The following is a 22,431-nucleotide window of genomic DNA, read 5'->3' as shown; positions in this document are numbered from 1 at the left end:
CAATATTTGCCAATGCGCCGCGCATTGCTCTTGAAGGAGATAGAAAAATATGTTACGGTACATACTGGATATGGTTGTTTGGAAGTGACAGCAGATGGGATCTTATGTGGAGGTAAAATGGATAAGTTAAAACGGTATATCATATTTATCAGCGGTTTGTTTATTAATTCTGTGGGAATAGGCATGGCTATTAAGGCAGATTTGGGAACATCTCCTCTTTCGTCTATTCCCTATATTCTGAGTTTGCAATTTCCGTTTACGCTGGGAGTATTTACAGTATTGTTCAGTGTTTTCCTGATCGTGCTTCAGTTGATTATTTTAAAAAGAGACTTTAAATGGGAACATGCACTGCAAATACCGATATCCATCGTGTTTGGATATTTTATTGATGTGAGTATGAACTTGCTGTTTTTTGTAAATCCGCAGACTTATGTTATGAAAGTTATCTGTATGTTGATCGGCTGCATAATCCTAGGTGTAGGCGTATATATGGAAGTGCGTGCCAATGTGGCCATGCTTCCGGGAGAATCTCTCGTACGCGCGATCGTATTCAGATGGAAAACAGAATTTGGCGTGACAAAAATGGTATTTGATATAGCCATAACTGTTATAGCCGTTTTATTGTCCGTCATCTTTTTCGGAAAACTACAAGGTATTCGTGAGGGGACGATCGTCGCGGCTTTTTTGGTTGGTTTTGTTGTGAGATTCCTATCCAGAAAATTGGCACAGCCAAGTAGATCTTGATGGCACATTGGAGTTTATCATTGACGGTTTAGGCGTAGAGCGCAGCACCGACTACGCGATGGAGCAGATGTTTTTTGTGATTGACAGCCGCGACAGTATACGGAGATCCGAAAGGCATCCCGAATAATCTGCTGCCTTATATATCGCAGGCGGCGATTGGAAAACGGGAGCGCCTAGGAGTATTCGGAGATGATTATGATACTCCCGACGGTACAGGAGTACGGAGTATATGCATGTAAAAAAGACATTCCTTAGGAGATTAAGCCACATCGGGCGGGAGACATCGCTATGTGTTACCTTTTAGCCATTTTATAGCTTTGGGGATACCCTTTTAACATTTATGAGAGAGTTTCTATAAAATGCAGGAAAGAGTTTCTTCCTTCTGGAGTGCATTTGTATACGCCGGCATCTTCTAGTACGCGGCAGAATACTCTGCCGATCTCTTGTTCGATAATATATCCGATATTTTCTTTTGTGACATCCGTGTAAGATGGCAGAAATTCTTTTACCCAGGCGGCGTGCTTAGACGTTTCAGGATTACTATCCAGATCGATTCCTTCTAAAATATATTCTTTTAGAAGTTCCATTTCATGGTTCAGCCGGTTTGGAAGAACTGCGAGTCCCATCACTTCGATCAGTCCGATATTTTCTTTCTTGATATGATGCAGTTCCTCATGGGGGTGATATACGCCGAGAGGATGCTCGTCTGTCACCATGTTGTTTCGCAGTGTCAAATCTAGCTCATAGAGTTCTCCTTTTCTCCGCGCGATCGGTGTGATTGTATTGTGGGGCGTTCCTTTTGTTTCAGCAAAGATAAAGGCTTCTTTGTCTGTATATCCCCGCCATTTATCAAGAATATGGCAAGCGAGGGCGGTAAGCCGCTGTGTGTCAGATCCGCGCAGACGGATAACGGACAGGGGCCAGTTAACGATACCGGCCTGTATCTCCTCGTATCCCTTTAATATAAATGGTATTTCAACAGGCGCTTCTGCCATTGCAAAGGTATAGCGGCCTCCCTGGAAATGATCGTGCTCTAAAATAGAGCCGCCCACGATTGGCAGATCCGCGTTGGAACCGATAAAATAGTGCGGAAATATGCGGATGAAGTCAAACAGCCGTGTAAAGGTCTGCTTGTTTATTTTCATAGGAATGTGTTTTCTGTTAAATACAATACAATGCTCATTGTAATAGACGTAAGGCGAATACTGGAATCCCCATTCACTGTTGTCAAGCGTAAGCGGAATAATACGGTGATTATCGCGGGCAGGGTGGCGCAGATTTCCGGCATATCCTTCATTTTCCATGCAGAGCAGGCACTTAGGATAAGAGGAAGAGACGGCTTTTCCTGCAGCCGCGATCGCCTTCGGATCCTTTTCGGGCTTGGAGAGATTGATCGTAATATCCAGCGCGCCGTATCGGGTGTATGTTTTCCATTTCCTGTCTTTTTTAATACGGTAACGTCGGATATAATCACTGTTCTGACTGAACTTATAGAAATAAGAGGTAGCAGATTCCGGAGAAATCCGGTATTTCTCCCAGAATTCTCTCTGCACCTGCTCTGGGCGGGGAACGAGACAATTCATGATTTTCGCGTCAAACAGATCACGGTATGTGATACTGTCTGTGATAATTCCACGGGAAACAGCTTCATCCAACAGTTTACGGAGCAAATCTTCCAGTACAAGGGAAGAGGAATCGCAGGGTACGTCCTCATAACTGTCCTCGTGAAAGAGGGAGAGCAGCTGATTGGTCGTATAGATTTTTTCGGAAGCAGGGGTCAGCCCGCTGGCAATTCCGTATTGTACTAATTTTTTTATAGCTTCATATAGCATGGCAGTTCCTCCCCTCTTAATCGAGACGGCCGGCTCCGGCGCCGATATCTACAGTGTAGAATTCTGCCTCATGCCCGAATGTTTCTTTATATGTATTTCCGATAGTTTCAATGAAGGTTTCAACAGCGTCATTTTTCACAATGCTGACTGTGCATCCTCCAAAACCACCGCCTGTGATGCGGGAACCGATGACACCGGGGATATCCCATGCGAGAGAAACGAGCAGATCAATTTCTTTACAGGACACTTCATAGTCATCCCGGAGAGAGATATGAGACTGGTTCATCAGTTTTCCGAACTTTTCAATATTTCCATTTTGAAGCGCAGCGACAGCCTCTATAGTTCGCTGATTCTCACTGACTGCGTGCCGGGCGCGCCGTGTGCGGACATCGTCCCGGATCAGATCCGCGTGCTTTTCGAATTCTTCCACGGTAAGGTCTCCGAGAGACGCAATGGAAAGTTCTTTCTGTAAATCCTCCAGGGCATCTGTAGACTCCTGCCGGCGGTCATTGTATGCAGAGGAAACGAGGCTGTGTTTTACTTTACTGTTGGTAATGATGATTTTGGCATCGTCAAGGAGAACGGGGGCATACTCATAGTTTAATGTGCTTGTGTCAAGGAAAATGGCATTGTCCTTTTTCCCCATCGCCACCGTAAACTGATCCATGATACCACAGTTGCAGCCGTTGAAATTATTTTCAGAATACTGGCCGAATAAAGCGAGATCCGTAAGGCTTAACTTTGTGAAGCCGAATAAATCTGTGAGCATAATTCCGGTAAGCACTTCTAAGGAAGCAGAAGAGGAAAGTCCGGCGCCGCCCGGAATGTCCCCACAGATCACCATATCGAATCCGGTATCTAAGGAGTACCCTTTTTCGGCAAATGTCCATACAACTCCTAGAGGGTAATTTGCCCAGTCATATACGGCTTTGTTTGTCAGATCGTCCAGAGATGCTTCCACCACTCCGATTTGATCCAGGTTAAGGGAATAAAAGTGCATCAGACGGTCTGCCCTTTTCCTTGCCACACCATATGTGCCGAGCGTCAGCGCACAGGGAAACACATGTCCTCCGTTGTAGTCCGTGTGTTCGCCGATGAGATTGACACGTCCGGGAGAAAAATAAAAATGCGCGCCATCGGCATCCCCGAAAAGCTCTTTGAATTTGTCATACAGTTTTTCTTTCATCATCTGTTTTCCTCCTGAAAATTTTATACGGTTAAAAAAATATTATAATTTAATTATACTATATAATTTTTTCTGGACATATGATAAATTCGTGCAATATGATGTAAAAATGTTGCCTGATATAGGGGCTAAGGATATAATAGACAAAACAAAAGTAAAAAAGCGTGATTGAGGAGGAAAAACATGGAAAGGAAGAACGTAGGAACAAAAAGAGAATTCGGGTGGACGAAAGAAGGGCGTACAGCTTCTTTGTATGTTCTGCAAAATAAGAACGGGACAGCGGCGGAGATTACAGACTTGGGCGCGTCGCTGGTTCGCTTATGGGTAAGAGATAAAGAGGGAAAACGAACAGATGTGGTGCTCGGCTATGACACTCCCGAAGGGTATGAAAAGGGTACCTGTTTTTTCGGCGCGATCGTAGGAAGGAACGCGAACCGTATTGCCGGAGCGCAGTTCGAACTGAATAAAATGGCATACACACTCGCGGATAATGATAACGGGAATAATCTGCATAGCGGAACGGATTTTTATAATACAAGAATATGGGAAACGGAAGAATATACCGACAGTTATGTTCGTTTTAAGCTGCACAGCCCGGATGGGGATCAAGGGTTCCCGGGGAATGCGGACATATATGTGACCTACCGTCTGGATGAAAGGGATACGCTGGACATCCGGTACGAGGCTTCTGCTGACAAGGACAGCCTGTTCAATCTGACGAATCACAGCTATTTCAATTTAGACGGACATGACAGCGGGAGTGTGCTGGGGCATACGCTGCAATTAGAAGCGGACTGTTTTACTCCCGGAAACGCCTATGCGGTTCCAACGGGAGAGATTCTGTCGGCAGAAGGGACGCCAATGGATTTTAGAAATGGAGCAAAAATCGGAGCAAGAATAGAAGAAGAGTATGAACCCCTGCATTTTGGAAACGGGTATGACCATAACTGGGTTTTGAAAAATCAGGGGAAATTTGAAAAAGCAGCAGAACTGCGTGGGGAAAAAAGCGGGATCGTGATGGAAACCTATACGGATCGTCCCGGCATACAGATTTATACGGCAAATTACGTGGAGAATGAAAAAGGGAAGAACGGAGCCGTCTACGGAAAGAGAAGCGCAGTCTGCTTGGAGACGCAGTGCTGGCCGGACGCGGTACACCACGAAAATTTTCCGAGCCCTGTATGCAGGGCGGGAGAAAAATATGATACTCATACGGCGTTTCGTTTTTCGACAGATAAAGATTCTTAAAGTGAGAACTAATATAACAGGAAGCAAAAGAGGCGGTAGAAATGACGGGTACGTATAAACATTCATATAAGATTGGGGAACCCCGGCTGAATGCACTGTCGGTTTATAATGTCGGATACCAGAAATGCGAACCGGAATATCAGTGGGGACCTGGAATAAGGGATCATTATTGTATCCATCATATTTTGTCAGGGAGCGGTTATTATTCCGCGAGGGGAACAGTTTGGCATCTGCATAAAGGAGATACATTTATTCTGTATCCGGGAGAAGAAGTGCGTTATTATGCGGATAAAATAGAACCATGGGAATATGCATGGGTCGGATTTATGGGAACAGAGGCAAGGGAGCTCATCCGAAATACGGAATTTTCTAGAGAAAAACCGTATATCTTGAACGGAAAAATGCCAAATGAGGAGCTTCGGGAACACCTAGAAAAAATTTATACCGTAAAAGGAAATACATATGAAGCGTCTGCGGCGATGACGGGAGTGCTCTACAGCCTGTTATCTGTATTTATGAGATATTATGATGAAAAAAGTGGGACAGAGGATGTACAAATGTTGTATGTAGAACAAGCCCGAAAGTATATTGAAAAGAACTATTCTTACCCTGTGACAGTAGAGGATGTGGCAGTATATGTAGGGATAAGCCGGAGCCATCTGTTCCGTTCGTTTAAGCTATATATGGGAAAGGCGCCGAAAGAGTATTTGTCTGAATACAGAATAGAGAAGGCGTGCAGTCTTTTGAAAGAAACAAGTCTTTCTATTTCTGCGGTGGCTTATTCGGTAGGCTTTGACAACAATCTATATTTTTCAAAGGTTTTTAAAAAATATAGAAAGGTAAGTCCGTCTGTTTACAGAGAACTTGGGAAAAGAAAATGAAAAGATAGAACGCGGCTTGTAATTTATTGCCTATTTGCAAAGGTATATTACGTGCAGGAAAAAAATAGACGAATAAGAACGATTAGAGAAGTAAAAAAGACCAAAAGGTCAGACTCTCTAATCGTTTTTTTAATAAAAGAAATTTTACTTATACAAATGACAATAACCATATTGTAATTAATAAAAATTGAGAACAGAACAACAATAAAGAGCTTGCGATAAAAAATATGTAAAAAACGTTTAAAAATCTAAAATCAGATAGACTTTTCATAACTACATAGATAAAGTATAAGCTGAAATATTTATGAAAAGGGATAAGGAAGGAGGAAAGAGTTATGAAAATCAAAAGTATGAAGAAAAAATTAGCTTTGATAACCATGGCGGCCGTAGTGGCACTTTCTGTTACAGCCTGCGGCGGAGGCGGCTCTGACAAGGGCTCGGATAAAGGCGGAGACGCTAAATCAGAATCCACAGCAACAAACAAGGACAAACCGTTGATTTGGTACAACCGTCAGCCGTCCAATAGCTCTACAGGAGAGTTGGATAAAGCAGCACTGACTTACAACGATAATACATATTATGTGGGATTTGATGCTGCACAGGGCGGAGAAGCACAAGGACAAATGGTTGTTGACTATATCAAGGAACATGCGGCTAAGATTGACAGAAACGGCGATGGCACAATCGGATATGTTCTAGCAATTGGCGATATTGGACATAACGATTCTATCGCACGTACAAGAGGAACTCGCGAGGCGCTTGATACAGGTGTTGATAAAGACGGGAATATCAACAGCGATCCAATAGGAACAAATACAGACGGGAAACAAACGGGAGTAAAAGACGGTTCTATTGAAGTTGATGGAAAGACATATGTAGTACGTGAACTTGCTTCCCAAGAAATGAAGAATAACTCAGGAGCAACATGGGATGCGGCTACGGCAGGAAATGCCATCGGAACATGGTCAAGTTCTTTCGGAGATCAGATTGACATTATCGTTTCCAACAATGACGGTATGGGAATGTCTATGTTCAATGCATGGTCTAAGGATAACAAAGTACCTACATTCGGATACGATGCCAACAGTGATGCTGTTGCAGCTATCGCAGAGGGATACGGCGGAACAATCAGTCAGCACGCGGACGTACAGGCATATCTGACACTTCGCCTGATCCGCAATGCGCTGGACGGCGTTGACATCAATACAGGTATCAGCACAGAGGATGAAGAAGGAAACGTTTTGAGCGAAGATTTGTATATATACAATGAAGAACAGCGTTCTTACTACGCGATGAATGTACCTGTTACTTCTGAAAACTACAAAGACTTTACAGACTCAACAAAAATTCTTGACGCGGTATCTAATCAGTTGGATGACAAAACATCTCCGAAGAAATCAGTATGGCTGGATATCTACAATGCCTCAGATAACTTCTTGAGTTCTACATACCAGCCGCTTCTTCAGAGTTATGACGATCTACTTAACCTTGAAGTTGAATATATCGGCGGCGATGGACAGACAGAGTCTAACATCACAAATCGTCTTGGAAATCCAAGCCAGTATGATGCATTCGCGATTAACATGGTTAAGACTGATAATGCAGCTTCCTACACATCAATACTTGATCAATAATATCTGTTGAAATAAGGATGGGCATTTTATTAGGGGGAAGAAATTCCCCCTAATTGTTTTCATGGGGCAAGGATACCGCAGAGGTTTTCCATGATCTGAGAATGTTGAAAATATGACTACATGTGAACAGGAGTAAAAAATAATGGCAGACAGAAGAGAGGATATTATCTTATCGATACGTGGCCTGAGCAAGTCCTTTGGACGCAACAGAGTTCTCGATCACATTAACCTGGATGTGAAACGAGGGACAGTTATGGGACTGATGGGTGAAAATGGCGCCGGAAAATCAACAATGATGAAGTGTCTGTTCGGTACGTATCAGAAAGACGAAGGAAAGATCTTCCTTGACAGGAAGGAAGTAAACTTTACAGGACCCAAAAACGCACTTGAAAACGGCGTTGCAATGGTTCACCAGGAACTAAACCAGTGTCTGGAAAGAAATGTGGCAGATAACTTGTTTCTCGGACGTTATCCGACTAATTCCATAGGCGTGGTTGACGAAGGAAGGATGAAAAAAGAGGCATCCGAGCTTTTCAGAAAGCTTGGGATAACTGCCAGCCTTTCAGGACCAATGAGAAATATGTCTGTATCACAGAGACAGATGTGTGAGATCGCCAAAGCAATTTCTTATAATTCAAAAATTATTGTTCTTGACGAACCGACTTCATCATTGACCGTACAGGAAGTAAAGAAACTGTTTGAGATGATGCGGATGCTCAGGGAACAGGGTGTGGCGCTTATTTATATTTCACATAAAATGGATGAGATATTCGAGATATGCGATGAGATTTCTGTACTTAGGGATGGTAATCTTGTTATGACGAAGAAAACAAAGGACACAGATATGAACGAACTGATTGCGGCGATGGTCGGACGTTCACTGGACAACCGTTTCCCACTGGTGGACAATACACCGGGAGAATCGGTGCTTTCCGTCCAGCACCTTTCAACAAAGTTTGAACCTTATCTCCAGGATATTTCTTTTAAGGTGAGGGAAGGAGAGATATTTGGGTTGTACGGACTTGTCGGGGCGGGGCGGACAGAGCTTCTGGAAACGATTTTCGGAATCCGTACAAGGGCTGCGGGAAGAGTGTACTTTAACAATAAACTGATGAATTTCAACAGTGCAAAAGAGGCGATGGATCATGGTTTTGCTCTGATTACGGAGGAACGGAAGGCAAACGGGATTTTCCTGAAAGGGGATCTTGTTTTCAATACTACGATAGCAAATCTGGATCATTATAAATCGGGTGTGGCGCTTTCTGATTCAAAGATGACGAAAGCAACCTCCGATGAGATTAAAATAATGCGCACAAAATGTATGGGGCCGGAGGATATGATTTCCAGCCTGTCGGGCGGAAATCAGCAGAAGGTCATCTTCGGGAAATGGCTGGAGAGACAGCCCCAGGTGTTCATGATGGATGAGCCTACGCGTGGAATTGACGTAGGGGCGAAATATGAGATATATGAACTGATTATCCAGATGGCGAAAATGGGAAAGACGATTATCGTTGTTTCCTCTGAAATGCCGGAAATCCTGGGCATTACGAACCGGATCGGCGTTATGTCGAACGGGCGGCTCTCTGGCATAGTCAATACAAAAGAAACAAATCAGGAAGAACTGTTAAGGCTTAGTGCAAAATACCTATAAAAAGGGAGAGTTAAAGACATGGCAAATGGAAATAGTAAAATTCTTACGGCTGAACAGGAAGCACAGCTTCTTAAGCCTATAGAAGATTATGTAGGAGGAATTCAGGCAAAGATCGACAGCTTGCGCAAAGACGGTACAGATGAAGTGGTTTCGCTCCAGAGCAGTATGGACGCACTTAAAAGAGATAAAACCATGACAAGAGGCGAACAGGCGAACCGGTTTGCAGATCTGAAAAAAGAATTGGAAAAGGCAAAGGCTGTGGAAAACAGCCATAAGGTGGAGGTCTCAAAATTAATCGCCAAGGCGGAAGCATACTTGAAAGAACACTTTGACAAGGATTATTATCAGGCTGTCAAGGCAAGCTGCAAGGAGGAAAAGAAAGCGGCAAAGGCAAAATACCAGAGCGCGGTTGCGGCGCTGGGAAAAGAACATGCCCGGCTTCTTTCCAAGACGACAGATCACCAGGAAATCAAGGATGAGAAGTATGTATACAAAAACAGGCTGTTTGACGCAAAGATGGAACTTCAGAAGGATTATCAGGCGGTAAAAGACAGAAGACACGCGGCATATACATATAAATACCATCTGATCGATCTGCTGCGCATGTCAAAATTTACATTTGCAGAAGCAAAAGCACAGAAATGGGAAAACTATAAGTATACCTTCAACCGCAGGGACTTTCTTCTGCGTAATGGACTGTACTTCGCAATAATTATCGTATTTATTGCACTGTGTATCATCACGCCGCTTGTGAAAGGGGCTCCGCTGTTGACATATAACAATGTACTGAATATACTCCAGCAGGCGTCACCGCAGATGTTTCTTGCACTGGGAGTTGCGGGACTGATTATGCTGGCAGGAACCGATCTTTCTATCGGACGTATGGTAGGTATGGGTATGACTGCCGCCACGATCATCATGCATCAAGGTATAAATACAGGCGCTGTGTTTGGGCACGTGTTCGACTTTACGAGGATTCCGGTCATCGCACAGCTTATCCTGGCGCTTATCGTGTGTATTGTGCTCTGCACGATATTTACAACCATTGCGGGATTTTTCACAGCGAAGTTTAAAATGCATCCGTTTATTTCAACAATGGCAAATACATTGATTATCTTTGGTATTGTAACCTATGCTACAAAGGGTGTGTCTTTTGGAGCGATCAATCCGGTGATACCGACTATGATCATCCCGAAATTCAACGGCTTCCCAACGATCATCATCTGGGCGGTTGCGGCGATTACGATTGTATGGTTTATCTGGAACAAAACCATATTCGGAAAGAACCTGTATGCGGTCGGTGGAAATCCGGAAGCGGCTTCCGTATCTGGTATATCCGTATTTAAGGTGACAATGGGAGCATTCATCCTGGCAGGTATTCTCTATGGTTTCGGCTCCTGGCTGGAATGTGCGAGAATGGTCGGCTCCGGTTCTGCGGCATACGGACAGGGCTGGGAAATGAACGCGATCGCTGCCTGCGTTGTCGGCGGCGTATCCTTTACAGGAGGTATCGGTAAGATTTCCGGCGTTGTAGTCGGTGTTATCATTTTCACGGCGCTGACCTATGCCCTGACAATACTTGGAATTGATACAAACCTTCAGTTTGTATTTTCTGGCATTATCATTCTTATCGCGGTAACACTCGATTGTCTGAAATATGTACAGAAAAAGTAGTAGACAGTATAGAGAAAATAAGGCATTACGGACAGAACGAAAGTTGACGTTAGATAGCGATACTTCTAAAACGCAAGGAAAATCAAGACTTGCATGACTTAAGTTTTGGGATACAAAAAAATACAATGACTGGGACATTACAAAGAAATTAGTACAGCAGATGTGTATGGAGATACAACAGAAAACGAATACTAAAAGAAAAAGTGCGAATGAGAAAGATCGAACATTTGTGCTTTTTCTTTTTCTGATGTATATATTTTTAAAAATTGTTTTGTTATAATGTAGTAAGGACAGCGCCAGTCGGATGAAAGTGTAGGCAATCATGTTTACATGAACAGATACACTTTCATTTATCTGGCGAGCAAAGTTAACTCGAAAGACCGAAGGAATTACGAGTTGTTCTGCCCGCTTGTATCAGTAAGTGATGTTTTGTCCACAAAATTTTATTTTGTGACTTTTACTCGATACGACTTGAAAAAGATGTGTATGGGGCATAGAGTTTGTGGCTTCGTGACGAATCCTGTTACGAATATATTTGAAAATGTGGCTGATAGTAAACGTACGAAAAGTCATATCTTATTGAACATTAGTAGTTCAATAAGCATGAATGGAGGAGTTCGCTATGGATAGATTCATTTTGAAAGCCCCATATGGGGAATTCAAAGAGATGTTCCCTGACAATGCAGTTGAATACTTTGTATCTTAGTCCATTGGAGCCTTAAAAAGCGTGCTATTTGGTGGTATTTAGTGCTGTTTTGTACGGAATTTGCGGACGGAGAAGGACTAAACGGCCAGGATGATATGGGGTGAATGGATGGAATTTGTGACTTTTTGTAAGGAAAAGTCGTAATGAAGAACAGGAGAAGGTTCTGGATAAAATTAGATTATTTAGAAAAACGGATACAACATTGGTATATATTGCATCTGATGAATTTGCACAAGAAATTATGAAAGAAAAATATCATAGTGGTGTTAAGTTATACATTCACATCAAGCGAAGTACGGGGGCGGTTATTGTTTATTATAATAATGATGTCAACAAGGTTGTTCATTTGGATATAGTCGAACAAGAATATATTTTAAAATGTGCTGATGCAGAAAGGTAAGGAATAGGGAGAAATAGAGGATGAAGATTTCTAAAAAAATATTAGGTCAAATTCAGAAAGACATAGAGGCTTGTGAGAATCAAAAATCAAGGCAAGGATCAGAAGCATTATATAATGCATTGATTGCAAGATATATATTATTGGATTCCGATTTTAAAAATGGATTACCAAATAATGGAAAATCAATGGCGCCAGGTCAAGAATTTGATTATAGACCAGAATTAAAAGCTATTTCAGAAAAATTAAAAATGATTTTACTAATAAATCAAAACGAAATTATAGAAAGTGAAAATTCTCAATTATTGAAAATTAAAGAGTTTATTGTACAGGGGGAAAAGATAAAGAAAGAGGAGTATCATCCGGCTCGAGGCGGATTTCCCTTTTCATATGTGTCAGGACCTCAATATGATCAATGGATGGCAGAAATAAATATTGTAAATGAAAGGGTGCTAACAGATCATCCATTGAAGGAAAGTATAGGTCTAATGTGTGAGAAAAAGGATGATGATCCAAGAGCATGTGATAAAATGATAGGGTATTTGCGGGCAGTTGCAAATGATGATGAGTTCTGGGATAGTATTAAAGTAAAAACAGAAGAAGGTGGTAAAATGTCAAATAAAAAGGTTTTTATTGTTCATGGTCACGATAAGATGGCAAAAATTGAAGTAGCACGTTTTATAGAAAAGTTTGGTTTAGAAGCAATTATTTTACATGAACAACCAAATTCGGGTAAGACAATTATAGAGAAGATAGAAGCAAATTCTGATGTACAATATGCTGTGGTATTATATACTCCTTGCGACATGGGGCGTGCTAAAGAAGAAGGTGTTAATGAAGAAAAAGAAAGGGCAAGACAGAATGTGGTGTTTGAACATGGATATTTGATTGGAAAGTTGGGACGAGATAAAGTGAGTGCTTTGGTTAAAGGAGATATAGAGAAACCCGGAGATATTTCGGGAGTGGTATATATATCTATGGACGATGCCGGAGCATGGAAAACAGAACTTGCTAGAGAGATGAAAAGTATAGGTTTAGAAGTTGACATGAACAAATTGTAATAAAATGTACATACCCAGTTGGTTTTACAAGAATCAACTGGGATTTTTTATGCCTAAATTTCTGTACATAGCCATTTCCCGCAAAGGAGTGGCTATTAAATTTGAGAAGAAAGGAGGAAGTCAGAGTATGACATCAAAGTGTAAAGTGATTGCGATTGCAAATCAGAAAAGAGACAAAGGGAAAACAACGACAACGGTGAATCTTGGAGTGGGATTGATAAATGAAGGGAAGAAGGTACTTCTAATCGACGCTGATCCGCAAGGAGATTTGACCACATCTTTAGGTTGGGTGGATCAGGATAATTTTCCGGTAACGCTTGCGACACATGTGGAGGGGATTATTCGTGACAAGAGTATAAAGTGGATGAAGGAATGCTGCACCATGCGGAAGGCGTTGATTTAATTCCGGCAAACATTGAATTGTCAAGAATGGAAATGTTGCTTGTAAATGAAATGAGCAGGGAAACAACATTGAAAACGTATCTGGAACCGTTAAAGAAATCCTATGATTATGTTCTGATCGACTGTATGCTAAGTTTGGGAATGTTGACAATCAACGCATTAGCGGCGGCAGATAGTGTGATTGTGCCAGTTCAGGCGCATTATCTGCTTTTAAAGGGAATGACACAGTTAATGCAGACGATTGAAAAGGTACAACGTCAAATCAATCCGCCTTTGAAAGTGGATGGAATACTGCTTACACTTGCGGATATGCGGACAAATTTAGCCCGTGTCACAGAGACCAGTCTGAAAGAGAACTATGGAAAGTTTATCAGAGTGTATCAAGCCTTTACAAAAGAGGTGATTCGGATGCCGAGGGAGCGGATACAGAAATATTTTCCGCCGAAAGCAACGGAAAAGCAGATTGAGGATACAATTGTGAAAGCGTTGGAACTGTACCGAAAACGGGAACGCAGTTTAGAACGATAAGGCTTGCCATCTGAGGAAATGTTCTCGCATTTGGACAGCCTTTTTCTTTTGTTCTTCCTTTCCACACCCTGCCACTTTAATATTACCAGCGGTTTACTAGCCGAAAAAAGAATAAGAGGAGTGTGCCTATTCACATTTTTCGGTTTCTGAAGCAGAGTGGACGGAATAGGACAGTTTACTTCTAATAAATAAAAGAAGTTTACTTTTACACAACAATAAATTATAATAAATGTGTGAAAGTAAGGTGATGAAAATGAATAAAAAAGAAAAGTTAGACAATATGTTATGTGAAAAGAACGGAGTTCTTCAAACTGCTGATGTGATTGAAGCAGGAATTTCAAAGACTTATTTTATGGAATATGCAAAGAAAATGGAATTAGAACGTGTGGCAAAAGGAATTTACTTGTCGCCGGATGCATGGGAAGATCCTTTTTATTTATTACAATCGAGATATCCACAGATTATTTTTTCGCATGAAACTTCGCTTTATTTGTTAGGAATGGCAGAGAGAGAGCCGTTACAATTTACGGTTACTGTAAAAGCAGGATATCATGCAAAAAGTATGAAAGAGCAGAAGGTAAAAGTATATCGTGTAAAAAAAGAACTTTTAGAGTTGGGGGTAGTAAATTTAGAATCACCAGAGGGAAATTTTGTGAAAGCGTACAATGCGGAACGTACCGTGTGTGATTTATTACGAAGCCGCAGTAATGTAGAGATTCAGGATTTACAGACAGCAATAAGGGAATACCTGCGAAGTAAAGAAAAAAATCTGCCACAACTTATGCGATATGCAAAAGAGTTTCGTGTAGAAAAAATTTTAAGACCATATTTAGAGGTGTTGTTATAATGATTAAAACTTCAAGGCAGTTGAAAGCGTTAGTAAGAAATCTAACAAAGGGAGATAGCTTACAGGCACAGATTATTATGCGTAACTATGTGATGGAGCGTTTTTTAGAACGTATTTCTCTTTCAAAATATAGAAACAATTTTATATTGAAAGGCGGAATGTTAGTATCTGCTATGGTAGGATTGGATACTCGTTCTACAATGGATATTGACACAACCATAAAAAATATGCCGCTATCCGTAGAAAATGTAAAGGAAATGATAGAAGAAATTATTGCAATTCCCATTGATGACGGTATGACATTTTCTATAAAAAGTGTTGGTGAAATTATGGATGAGGCGGAATATAGCGGAGTACGAGCAAATTTGGAGGCTACATTGGAAACAATGCGGACACCATTAAAAGTAGATATTTCTACCGGAGATATTATCACACCGAGAGAAGTATTGTATACTTTTAGGTTGATGTTTGAAGAACGTACCATATCTATTTTAGCCTATAATTTGGAAACTGTGCTTGCAGAGAAAATGGAAACAGTAATAGCAAGAGGTGTAGCGAATACAAGATTGAGGGATTACTATGATCTGTATATTTTACAAAATGAATATACCCACGCGATGAACATGGAGCAATTTAAAGCGGCATTTTTAGCAACAAGTAAAAAACGTAATTCTATACAATTGATAACCGAGGGAAATAGGATTTTAAAAGAAATAGCAGATAGTGAAGTTATGCATGGACTATGGAAAAGTTATCAAAAGAAATTCAGCTATGCGGAAGATATCAGCTGGGAAATGGTAATGGATAGCATTGAAAAATTATTTGAGCAAGCATCGCAATAGAAAAAGTAAAGAACAAACATTCGATTTTGTTCTATACTTATATTTTATAGTTTGCTATAATAGAAAAGTAATAAAGTATAGTATATAGAGTTGTTATCAAAATATGTTATAGTTAGAATATTTAATTTGGGAAATGGTATTTTCCTAATTTAAATCGTATAGGAGATTTTCATGAATCATTTTGAATTAGTATCAGAATTTGCCCCAACCGGCGACCAGCCCCAAGCCATTGAACAGCTTGTCAAAGGCTTCCAGGAAGGCAATCAATGCCAGACTTTGCTAGGGGTCACCGGTTCCGGCAAGACTTTCACGATGGCAAATGTCATTGCACAATTAAATAAACCGACGCTGATTATCGCCCACAACAAAACTCTGGCGGCGCAGCTCTATGGGGAATTCAAAGAATTCTTCCCCAATAATGCAGTAGAATATTTTGTATCCTACTACGACTACTATCAACCGGAGGCCTATGTTCCTTCCTCAGACACATACATTGCCAAGGATTCCTCTATCAATGATGAGATAGACAAGCTGCGCCTTTCAGCGACCATGGCCCTGATGGAACGCAGGGACGTGGTGATCGTGGCAAGTGTTTCCTGTATATATGGACTGGGCAGTCCGGTAGATTATCAGAACATGGTGATTTCTCTGCGGCCGGGAATGATACGGGACAGAGATGAAGTGATGGCAAAGCTGGTAGAGATCCAATATGACCGCAACGAAATGGATTTTCATCGAGGAACGTTCCGGGTAAGAGGGGATGTGCTGGAAGTTATCCCAGCGAACTCCGTGGATACAGCCGTTCGTATTGAATGGTTTGGAGATGAGATCGACAGAATTACAGAGATAGATATTTTGACCGGAGAGATTAAAGACGAATTGAAACATGCAGCAATCTTTCCGGCTTCTCACTATGTAGTTGACAGAGAAAATATCAATCGCGCAGTGAAAGACATAGAAGCAGAACTGGAAGAGAGGGTAAAAGAGTTTAAACGTCAGGATAAGCTTTTGGAGGCGCAGAGAATTGCGGAACGTACGAATTTTGATATAGAGATGCTCAAAGAGACAGGCTTTTGTTCGGGAATTGAAAATTATTCCCGTCATCTTGCAGGTTTAAAGCCAGGACAGGCGCCCTATACATTGATAGACTATTTTCCGGATGATTTTATCATGATGATCGACGAATCACACAAAACAGTTCCACAGATCGGCGGTATGTATGCCGGAGACCAATCCAGAAAGTCGACGTTGGTGGACTATGGTTTTCGTCTGCCCTCGGCAAAGGATAATCGTCCGCTGAATTTTGGAGAATTTGAATCCAAGATCGATCAGGTATTGTTTGTTTCCGCGACTCCGGGACCTTATGAAGAAGAACATGAGCTTCTTAGGGCAGAGCAGGTGATCCGTCCTACAGGGCTTTTGGATCCGGAGGTCGTTGTCCGTCCGGTGGAAGGACAGATAGATGATTTGATCGGGGAGATCAACAAGGAGGTTTTAAAGAAGAATAAAGTACTTGTAACGACGCTGACAAAGCGTATGGCAGAAGATCTGACAGACTATATGCGCGAGGTGGGGATACGGGTAAAATATCTTCATTCGGATGTAGATACACTGGAGCGGACAGAGATCATACGGGATATGCGGCTGGATGTGTTTGACGTGCTTGTAGGGATCAATCTGCTGCGGGAGGGGCTGGACATTCCGGAAATTACATTGGTTGCGATCTTAGATGCGGACAAGGAAGGTTTCCTCCGTTCTGAGACGTCGCTGATCCAGACGATCGGGCGTGCGGCGCGGAACGCAGAAGGACATGTGATCATGTATGCAGATACGATCACGGACTCTATGCGGCTGGCAATGGATGAGACGAAGCGCCGCCGCGAGATCCAGATGAAATATAACGAGGAACATGGGATCACGCCTAAGACTATACAGAAATCGGTGCGGGATCTGATCAGTATCTCCAGGAAAGTAGCAGCAGAAGAGATGCGCATGGAAAAAGATCCGGAATCTATGAGCCGAAAAGAATTGGAAAAATTAGTGGCAGATATCACAAAACAAATGAAGAAGGCGGCGGCAGAATTAAATTTTGAGACGGCGGCAGAATTACGTGATAAATTGTTACAGTTAAAAAAATCTTTGCATGAAATGGATGAATAGAAAGGATAAAACCACAATATGGGCATAAAGATGGATGCGCGGAAGTATATCAAGATACGAGGCGCAAATGAAAATAACTTAAAAAATATAGATTTGGATATACCAAGAAATGAACTGGTCGTTCTTACCGGTTTGAGCGGATCAGGAAAATCTTCCCTGGCATTTGACACGATTTATGCGGAAGGACAAAGGCGATATATGGAGTCGCTTTCTTCTTATGCCAGACAATTCTTAGGGCAGATGGAGAAACCAAATGTAGAAAGTATAGAAGGACTGTCTCCGGCAATTTCCATCGATCAGAAGTCTACAAATCACAATCCGCGTTCTACAGTCGGGACTGTAACCGAAATCTATGATTATTTTCGTTTGCTCTATGCGAGGGTCGGAATCCCGCATTGTCCGAAATGCGGCAGGGAAATCAAAAAGCAGACTGTAGATCAGATGGTAGATCAGGTGATGGCGCTCCCGGAAGGTACAAAGATCCAGCTTTTGGCACCGGTAGTCAGAGGCAGGAAAGGAACGCATACTAAATTATTTGAAAGGGCCAAAAAGAGCGGGTATGTACGTGTACGTGTAGATGGAAATCTGTATGAACTTTCTGAAGAGATACAGTTGGATAAAAACATCAAACATACGATCGAGATCATAGTAGATCGCCTGATCGTAAAACCGGGAATAGAAAAACGTCTGACCGACTCTGTGGAAAGCGTATTGCATCTGGCGGAAGGTCTGCTTGTTGTAGATGTAATAGGAGGCAGGCCGCTGAATTTCAGTCAGAGTTTCTCCTGCCCGGACTGCGGGATCAGTATTGAGGAGATCGAACCTAGAAGTTTTTCCTTCAATAATCCGTTTGGCGCATGTCCGGACTGTTATGGACTGGGCTATAAGATGGAATTTGCAGAAGAACTGATGATCCCAGATCCGTCTTTGTCTATCAGAGAAGGAGCGATCACAGTCCTGGGCTGGCAGTCCTGTGCAGATAAATCTAGTTTTACGAGAGCAATCTTAGACGCTTTGTGCAAGGAATATCAATTTGATCTGGATACGCCCTTTGAAAAGTACCCGAAAAAAATTCATGATGTATTAATTTATGGTACAAATGGTAAATCTGTAAAGGTGTATTATAAAGGTCAGCGTGGGGAAGGCGTCTATGACGTGGTGTTTGAAGGATTGATAAAAAATGTAGAACGCAGATACCGTGAAACAGGTTCAGAAGTGATGAAGGCGGAATATGAGACGTTTATGAATATTACGCCGTGCTCTGCCTGTGGCGGACAAAGATTAAAGCCCGGCGCACTGGCAGTGACTGTAGGAGGAAAGAATATTGCAGAGGTGACGGCGCTTTCAATTGAAAAGCTGCAGCAATTTCTATCCGGCCTGGAATTGACAGATACGCAAAAAATGATCGGAAGCCAGATTTTAAAAGAGATCAAAGCCAGGACGCAGTTTTTGATGGATGTGGGATTAGAATATCTGACCCTTTCCAGAGCGGCAGGCTCCTTATCCGGAGGAGAAGCGCAGAGGATCAGGCTGGCGACTCAGATAGGGTCTGGTCTGGTAGGTGTGGCGTATATTTTGGATGAGCCGAGTATCGGGCTGCACCAAAGAGATAATGATAAACTGCTGGCTACGTTAAAACACCTGCGGGATCTGGGAAACACTTTGATCGTAGTGGAGCATGATGAAGATACAATGCTTGCGGCAGACTGCATTGTAGACATTGGACCAGGAGCAGGAGAACATGGCGGTGAAGTTATTGCGGTAGGCACGGCAAAGGAGATCATGAAAAATGAAAAATCCGTAACAGGCGCTTATCTAAGCGGAAAAATAAAAATTCCGGTCCCGAAGGAAAGAAAGAAACCAATAGGTTTCTTAAAGATTGTCGGCGCTCAGGAAAATAATTTGAAAAATATAGATGTAGAGATTCCACTGGGGGTGATGACTTGTGTTACAGGTGTTTCCGGTTCCGGGAAGAGCTCCCTGATTAATGAAATCTTATATAAAAAGCTGGCAAAGGAATTAAACCATGCCCGTACGATCCCGGGAAAGCATAAAAGGATCGAAGGACTGGAACAGGTGGATAAAGTGATCGCTATCGATCAGTCTCCGATCGGCAGAACACCACGTTCAAATCCGGCAACGTATACAGGCGTGTTTGACTTGATCCGTGATTTGTTTGCGGCTACGCCGGATGCGAAAGCGAGAGGATACAAAAAGGGAAGGTTTAGTTTTAATGTCAAGGGCGGACGCTGTGAGGCCTGCAGTGGGGACGGGATCATAAAGATCGCGATGCATTTTTTGCCGGATGTGTATGTGCCATGTGAAGTTTGCGGGGGAAAACGATACAATCGAGAGACGCTGGAAGTAAAATACAAAGGGAAAACGATCTATGATGTCCTGAATATGACGGTGGAAGAAGCGTTGAAGTTTTTTGAACATGTTCCGAGTATTCGGAGAAAAATGGAGACACTAAATGACGTAGGACTCTCGTATATTCGTCTGGGACAGCCCTCTACGGAACTTTCCGGCGGCGAGGCACAGCGTATTAAATTGGCTTCTGAATTAAGCCGGAGAAGTACAGGGAAAACGGTATATATCTTAGATGAACCTACCACAGGTCTGCACTTTGCGGATGTGCATAAACTGACGGAGATCCTGCGCAGGTTATCAGGAGACGGCAATACGGTAGTGGTGATCGAACATAACCTGGATGTGATCAAAACAGCAGATTATATTATCGATATTGGACCAGAGGGAGGCGACAAAGGCGGTACGATCGTTGCTGTGGGTACGCCGGAAGAGGTGACAAAGAATAAAAAATCATATACAGGCAAGTATATAGATACAATCCTTAAGAAAAAGTAAATTTCTTGATGTTTTTTAACTTGACGTAAACAATGTATATTTTAGAAACCGCGCATTTGTGCGGTTTCTAACTTTGATAGAGAAGATTAAAATACATCAATAATGCTCTACTAGTATCACACTAGTATCAATTATTTTGAGGCAGCCAAATACTTTCTACAGCCTCTCTTAATTCATTTATTGTTTTGTGTGTGTAGAGTTTTTCATTCATGTCACCAGCGTGCCCCATTAATTTTAGCATTGTAGATTTTCGTACACCAGCACTATCCAACATGGAGTTAAATGTATGGCGACAGTCGTGCGGAGTGTGCTTTTTTAAAATACCACAACTGGTAAGCGCTTCATTGAAATATTTTCGATAAGCTATTTCCGTTATATCTCGAATAGTATCATGGTAAATTAAACTTTTGAATTTTGGAGTATACCTTTGTTTAACCAGATTATAAATGGCTGAATGTATTGGGACAATTCTATTTTTACCAGCCTCTGTTTTCAATCCTCCGAAAAAGGTCTTTTCTTTCAGATCTATGTCTGATAAAGGCATGAGTGCAAGCTCATTGATTCTCCAACCGGAATAACAGTAAATAAGAATTGTATCGACAAAAGGAATGTCCAGGCCTTTCCATAATAGTTCCAGATCAGAAATGGTAAAAGGCTCTCCATGCTTGTCATCTTCTTCCTTGGTTACAGAAAGAAAAGAAGCGTAATCCTTTTGTGTTATGTCCGTTTCAAGAGCATATCTGCCTAAATGTTTTAGAAAAACAACTATGTGTTCAGACATTGAATGAGAAAGTTCCTTTGTATCTGCAATATCTTGCATTTCCTGTGTACGGATTGACGAATAAACTCGGGTATGTAGCGGTAAACATTTTTTAAATGCGGCACGCGAAGCATATTCTGATGAAGAACGTTCTTTTACAGAAACCTTTTTGTCTGGATGCCGTTTGAAGCGCCTTTGATACCAGCGCTCATATACTTCCGTAAAGGTTAAATTTCGTAAATTAACATCGTAAGGACTTTCATTGTATTTTGCAAGGCTTATGTCGGCCTGCACCTTATCTTCATAAGTTCCTAAAATATCGAAAGTAGGATAACCCCTGTCATCTAGCCTGGTGTTTACTCTGACTTGATATGGTTTTTTCCGATTTCCGGATAATTTTACAACGGTTCCAGATCCGTTTGGTCGCCTCCTTTTTCCTCTTTTTTGTGCTTTTACCGGGAGTGGCTTATCTTGTATAGGATATCCGCAATGAGGGCAAATAACAGCCTTGTCTGACACTTTCCCAGTGCACTCCGGACATGTCATTAATGCCATAAAATCATCTCCTTTTTGTGTACAAAAATAACAGCGTACAAACGTTCTGGATTGTACGGCTGTACCGAAGATGATACAATATTCTTGTGAGAGAACACCGCATAATCTACGGATTGTGCTAGAACTGCTCCGGTATTGGCGTACCGGGGTGGTTGACATTTAAAGTATATTTGCTATAATATACTTAACAAGACAACTGGGATAGATAGATGAAGCCTATCCGTTCCGGGCAAGAAGTTAATTACGAGAAGTAATCGCTCATCCTACCAAGACCGGGCGATTACTTTTTTCGTTTGTCACAGAAGCTTTTTACAAGAGTGATGATTGCGATAATCATTAGTACAAATGTAAATAAGTCATTATATGTAACGAACATAAGCACCACCCCTTTCGCAAGACTCCGAAACGGATGGATTCGCCCTCCCAGTTGCCTGGGTAAATATATTATTTTGGATTGT

At 41.9% G+C, this 22,431-nt stretch carries 14 protein-coding genes and 3 pseudogenes; 14 read left to right on the top strand and 3 right to left on the bottom strand.

Annotated elements, in window-relative coordinates:
- The 3 genes and pseudogenes from WKT01_RS13490 to WKT01_RS13485 all read left to right on the top strand — a co-directional run.
- Positions 1-744, top strand: a 744-nt coding sequence (locus WKT01_RS13490) for a YczE/YyaS/YitT family protein (RefSeq protein WP_340312708.1), incomplete at its 5' end; no start/stop codon positions are given.
- Positions 745-760: 16 nt separating this feature from the next.
- Positions 761-850: pseudogene (locus tag WKT01_RS13780) on the top strand (ATP-binding protein); the annotation flags it as partial.
- Positions 849-968, top strand: a pseudogene (locus WKT01_RS13485) (UDP-glucose 4-epimerase); the annotation flags it as partial. The pseudogenes WKT01_RS13780 and WKT01_RS13485, both read left to right, overlap by 2 nt.
- 114 nt (positions 969-1,082) lie before the next feature.
- Here WKT01_RS13485 and galT read toward each other — a convergent pair.
- A complete protein-coding gene (gene galT, locus WKT01_RS13480; protein WP_340312706.1) occupies positions 1,083-2,576 on the bottom strand; it encodes a UDP-glucose--hexose-1-phosphate uridylyltransferase in 1,494 nt (497 codons plus the stop codon).
- Positions 2,577-2,592: 16 nt separating this feature from the next.
- Complete coding sequence (locus WKT01_RS13475) at positions 2,593-3,762, bottom strand: galactokinase (protein ID WP_340312713.1); 1,170 nt, start codon at positions 3,760-3,762, stop codon at positions 2,593-2,595.
- A gap of 183 nt (positions 3,763-3,945) precedes the next feature.
- On the opposite strand from WKT01_RS13475, the gene WKT01_RS13470 reads away from it, so the two are divergent.
- The 11 genes and pseudogenes from WKT01_RS13470 (at position 3,946) to uvrA (ending at position 20,658) form a co-directional block, all read left to right on the top strand.
- A complete protein-coding gene (locus WKT01_RS13470; protein ID WP_340312703.1) occupies positions 3,946-5,010 on the top strand; it encodes an aldose epimerase family protein in 1,065 nt (354 codons plus the stop codon).
- 41 nt (positions 5,011-5,051) lie between these two features.
- Positions 5,052-5,891 (top strand): AraC family transcriptional regulator, encoded by an 840-nt coding sequence (locus tag WKT01_RS13465; RefSeq protein WP_117975260.1) that lies wholly within the window; start codon positions 5,052-5,054, stop codon positions 5,889-5,891.
- A gap of 350 nt (positions 5,892-6,241) precedes the next feature.
- Positions 6,242-7,525, top strand: coding sequence for a substrate-binding domain-containing protein (locus WKT01_RS13460; RefSeq protein ID WP_340312711.1), 1,284 nt, complete (start codon positions 6,242-6,244; stop codon positions 7,523-7,525).
- Between the two features lie 142 nt (positions 7,526-7,667).
- Positions 7,668-9,176 carry a sugar ABC transporter ATP-binding protein gene (locus tag WKT01_RS13455; RefSeq protein WP_340312701.1) on the top strand — a complete coding sequence of 503 codons (1,509 nt, stop codon included), beginning with the start codon at positions 7,668-7,670 and terminating at the stop codon, positions 9,174-9,176.
- An 18-nt stretch (positions 9,177-9,194) separates the two neighbouring features.
- Positions 9,195-10,850, top strand: coding sequence for a galactose/methyl galactoside ABC transporter permease MglC (locus WKT01_RS13450; RefSeq protein ID WP_117975258.1), 1,656 nt, complete (start codon positions 9,195-9,197; stop codon positions 10,848-10,850).
- 1,126 nt (positions 10,851-11,976) lie between these two features.
- The gene (locus WKT01_RS13445; protein WP_270395260.1) at positions 11,977-13,014 is read left to right on the top strand and encodes a nucleotide-binding protein; all 1,038 of its coding nucleotides are present in this window, start codon (positions 11,977-11,979) and stop codon (positions 13,012-13,014) included.
- 127 nt (positions 13,015-13,141) lie between these two features.
- Positions 13,142-13,944 (top strand): annotated as a pseudogene (locus WKT01_RS13440) (ParA family protein).
- 253 nt (positions 13,945-14,197) lie between these two features.
- On the top strand, positions 14,198-14,791 hold the full coding sequence (locus WKT01_RS13435) for a type IV toxin-antitoxin system AbiEi family antitoxin domain-containing protein (RefSeq protein ID WP_117501182.1): 594 nt from the start codon (positions 14,198-14,200) through the stop codon (positions 14,789-14,791).
- Complete coding sequence (locus WKT01_RS13430; RefSeq protein ID WP_117975256.1) at positions 14,791-15,633, top strand: nucleotidyl transferase AbiEii/AbiGii toxin family protein; 843 nt, start codon at positions 14,791-14,793, stop codon at positions 15,631-15,633. Before WKT01_RS13435 ends, WKT01_RS13430 begins: the two co-directional genes overlap by 1 nt.
- 171 nt (positions 15,634-15,804) lie before the next feature.
- Complete coding sequence (gene uvrB, locus WKT01_RS13425; RefSeq protein ID WP_117975255.1) at positions 15,805-17,793, top strand: excinuclease ABC subunit UvrB; 1,989 nt, start codon at positions 15,805-15,807, stop codon at positions 17,791-17,793.
- A gap of 18 nt (positions 17,794-17,811) precedes the next feature.
- Positions 17,812-20,658 carry an excinuclease ABC subunit UvrA gene (gene uvrA / locus WKT01_RS13420; protein ID WP_340312693.1) on the top strand — a complete coding sequence of 949 codons (2,847 nt, stop codon included), beginning with the start codon at positions 17,812-17,814 and terminating at the stop codon, positions 20,656-20,658.
- A 127-nt stretch (positions 20,659-20,785) separates the two neighbouring features.
- Here the strand turns inward: uvrA and WKT01_RS13415 are convergent, their stop codons facing one another.
- Entirely contained in the window at positions 20,786-21,973 is a 1,188-nt protein-coding gene (locus WKT01_RS13415; RefSeq protein ID WP_117975576.1) for a tyrosine-type recombinase/integrase, read from the bottom strand.
- Between the last annotated feature and the right edge of the window lie 458 nt (positions 21,974-22,431).

Origin of the sequence: Mediterraneibacter sp. ICN-202921 (assembly GCF_037890075.1) — a bacterium.
Classification (GTDB): domain Bacteria; phylum Bacillota; class Clostridia; order Lachnospirales; family Lachnospiraceae; genus Mediterraneibacter; species Mediterraneibacter massiliensis.
Note: the sequence above shows the minus strand (reverse complement) of the source record. Positions and strands in the feature narration are given on the sequence as shown.

Bases quoted from the DNA above. Each gene is read 5' to 3' on its own strand.
- galT (WP_340312706.1), bottom strand. From the start codon at position 2,576: ATGCTATATGAAGCTATAAAAAAATTAGTACAATACGGAATTGCCAGC.
- WKT01_RS13475 (WP_340312713.1), bottom strand. From the start codon at position 3,762: ATGAAAGAAAAACTGTATGACAAATTCAAAGAGCTTTTCGGGGATGCC.
- WKT01_RS13470 (WP_340312703.1), top strand. From the start codon at position 3,946: ATGGAAAGGAAGAACGTAGGAACAAAAAGAGAATTCGGGTGGACGAAA.
- WKT01_RS13465 (WP_117975260.1), top strand. From the start codon at position 5,052: ATGACGGGTACGTATAAACATTCATATAAGATTGGGGAACCCCGGCTG.
- WKT01_RS13460 (WP_340312711.1), top strand. From the start codon at position 6,242: ATGAAGAAAAAATTAGCTTTGATAACCATGGCGGCCGTAGTGGCACTT.
- WKT01_RS13455 (WP_340312701.1), top strand. From the start codon at position 7,668: ATGGCAGACAGAAGAGAGGATATTATCTTATCGATACGTGGCCTGAGC.
- WKT01_RS13450 (WP_117975258.1), top strand. From the start codon at position 9,195: ATGGCAAATGGAAATAGTAAAATTCTTACGGCTGAACAGGAAGCACAG.
- WKT01_RS13445 (WP_270395260.1), top strand. From the start codon at position 11,977: ATGAAGATTTCTAAAAAAATATTAGGTCAAATTCAGAAAGACATAGAG.
- WKT01_RS13435 (WP_117501182.1), top strand. From the start codon at position 14,198: ATGAATAAAAAAGAAAAGTTAGACAATATGTTATGTGAAAAGAACGGA.
- WKT01_RS13430 (WP_117975256.1), top strand. From the start codon at position 14,791: ATGATTAAAACTTCAAGGCAGTTGAAAGCGTTAGTAAGAAATCTAACA.
- uvrB (WP_117975255.1), top strand. From the start codon at position 15,805: ATGAATCATTTTGAATTAGTATCAGAATTTGCCCCAACCGGCGACCAG.
- uvrA (WP_340312693.1), top strand. From the start codon at position 17,812: ATGGGCATAAAGATGGATGCGCGGAAGTATATCAAGATACGAGGCGCA.
- WKT01_RS13415 (WP_117975576.1), bottom strand. From the start codon at position 21,973: ATGGCATTAATGACATGTCCGGAGTGCACTGGGAAAGTGTCAGACAAG.